The sequence below is a fragment of the Aurantivibrio infirmus genome, assembly GCF_054767315.1.
Genome location: NZ_BAAFSK010000016.1, coordinates 1 through 2448 on the forward strand (window position 1 = coordinate 1; position 2448 = coordinate 2448).

3 protein-coding genes are annotated in these 2448 nt (G+C 39.4%); all 3 read left to right on the forward strand.

The window, feature by feature from the left end; all coding sequences use genetic code 11:
- A partial coding sequence (locus ACYUCY_RS18260) for a hypothetical protein (protein WP_460227975.1) occupies nucleotides 1–472 on the forward strand: 472 nt, incomplete at its 5' end.
- 22 nt (nucleotides 473–494) lie between these two features.
- A complete protein-coding gene (locus ACYUCY_RS18265) occupies nucleotides 495–878 on the forward strand; it encodes an Imm50 family immunity protein (RefSeq protein ID WP_460227976.1) in 384 nt (127 codons plus the stop codon).
- Nucleotides 879–2031: 1153 nt separating this feature from the next.
- Nucleotides 2032–2448: hypothetical protein (locus ACYUCY_RS18270; RefSeq protein ID WP_460227977.1), on the forward strand; the 417-nt coding region annotated here is incomplete at its 3' end.

Below are 2448 nucleotides of genomic sequence, written 5' to 3' on the forward strand. Positions count from 1 at the left end.
TATTGGGTTGGCTGGTGGTATAAATACTTATGCTTATGTGGGGGGGAATCCGGTTGGGTTTTTTGATCCTAGAGGACTTGCAAAGCTTCCTGACAATCCCGGTGGCTTAGGAGATGGTTGGTCTCAGGATCATGGTCATAGAAACCCAAATGGAGAGAAGTGGGATCATGAATCAGGGACATCTTTGGAATGGCATCCCAAACAGCCAGGAAAGCCAGGCTGGAAAGGAAAGGATCACTGGCATCACAATGGGGGAAAAGATCATTTGCCTCCAGGAACGGATATTCCTGATCTACCGGGGATTGATGATGGGGAAGGTGGTCAATGTGATGAAGATAGCAATTGCAGAAAGGTGGCAACAACGGTGGCGGTGGGGGGCACTATATATGTTGTTTATCGTTGCCTGAGGATGCTTCCATCTTTAATCCCGGTTTTGTGGCCCACAATCCCTGCTAATGCGGCAATTCCATAACCGAATAGTAAGAGTTGAAATAATGTTAATTGAAAATACAATCAAAGCACCAAAGGTTTTTTTCGGCGAGCTTGGGGGGTTACATGATGCCTTTATCACCGCTTTTTCATGGAATAAAGAAAATCAGACGTTTAGTATAAGCATCGATGATTTGAACAGCAATTTTCTTGATCTTCCTGAGTATAAGGGTTTGTGTCCAGTTGATATTGTTTTCGTTGGCGTATGCAATTTGGATTGTAATATTCAAATTAAAAGTTCGAATTTTAGTATCTATGATTTTTTGATTGAAGAAGAGACATGTTACTCGGTAAATATAAAATGTTCTCCTGGTGGCTACTTTAAGTGTCAATGTGAGACGATTAAGCTAATAGAAAAAAATAAATCAGAAAAAATCAAGGGGTCATGAAAAAATCAAAAAATCAAGGGGTCAGAGTAATTGATTTTTTTAAATAGATAATTTTATTTTTATTTTTTCGCAAACAGCTAAAGGAAAGGATTCCATGGCTAGACTCCCTCGCTTATATGCACCTGGGTGCGCCCAACATATTATGTGGCGCGGTAACAACTGTCATGAGTGTTTTTTTGATACAGATGATCAACTAATCAAGACACTCACGTTATAATAAATAAAATAAAAAATAATTAAATTTCTTAAAAAAATAAATAATCAGATCAAATAGAGTGATTTAAAAGGTAGATTGGTTGCTAACGTGGATTTCACTAGAGAACATGCGGTTTTTTAGTATAAGGTGTCCAGTGTTTTTTTAAACACAGTGAAAATGTTTAGACTGAAACTAAGGCAATTGAATAAAACCCGACAATTCGATATCCCAGGTGAGCGTCGATAGCCCAATAGGATAAGTGGGGTCAGATAAGACTTAAATGTCGAGGTGTTTTACGCGTTTGGTTCGTTAGGTTTTTTTCACTATAATTCCAGCTCATTTTATTTTTTCGCAAACAGCTAAAGGAACGGATTCCATGGCTAGACTCCCTAGCAATAATAAAGACACCCATGTTTATACTGAAGAGGAGTGGGCGGATTTAGATATCCGTTTTTGACCGAATTAATTGAAATCGTTTCTGAATATTAATTAAATGCGCGAGAAAAATTAAATGAATAGTATCGTGCTCAGTGATTGCTTATATTTTATTCAAAAAACTCGTGGTAATTTTTTGTTCCATATTAATGCTCGAAGACCACTCAATCTCAAACTTTCGAATGATAGACCTGGGCGTTAAGATCGTGTTTAATCGCGCATTAAAAATCACAATTAATAAAAATCTGCTTTCCAAACAGTGATCAAGGTATTGATTATTCTTTGAGTGATTCTAAATCAGGGAAGAACCACGGAATCAGTTATCTTTATTTAGTTCCTCTCATTTCACGATTTTTTTATCGTTATTTTGTGTCGCTGATCCGTCATTGTTGGCGTGCGGAAAGATCGTTGTTAGCAATTAGAAACAGAAGATTGGCTGCAACGGTATTACATACGGCTTGTTGCTTGCGATAGTTTTGAAGCGGAAATACGAATGGAGTAAAGACTTAAATGATGCCCACGATGAAAAACGTTACGAGTTCATATCGAAATCCCGTAAGCCATTGGAGTTTGAAATGGATTTGGCTCGTGGCATTGGTTTATTGTCCGCTATCCTATACCTACGATGCAACGTCAGTGAGTGTTGAGTTTCATGTTACCGCTGCCAAGGCCGAAGAAGCTTGCGTTAACTCGGCACCTGACAATGATTGCAGTACCGTTCATTTCGGGAATCTAAGTGCGAAAGTTTGGATATTTATGCAGGGACATGGAGCTAATGGCCCTCGCTCGCAACCTTGCAGTGCCTATAGTGGAGGCGCTGGTGAGCCAGATGTTTGTGACGAGTATTATTTTTTCTACGCGAGCCCTGTTTGTCTGAACGGTAGCTGCAACCCCAAAGAAAATGCCGGTGGCGAAGGGCCTTTGACTTGTCATCCGGTC

What these genes read in the sequence shown, in the direction of transcription:
- ACYUCY_RS18265 (WP_460227976.1), top strand. Translation starts at nt 495, where the DNA reads ATGTTAATTGAAAATACAATCAAAGCACCAAAGGTTTTTTTCGGCGAG.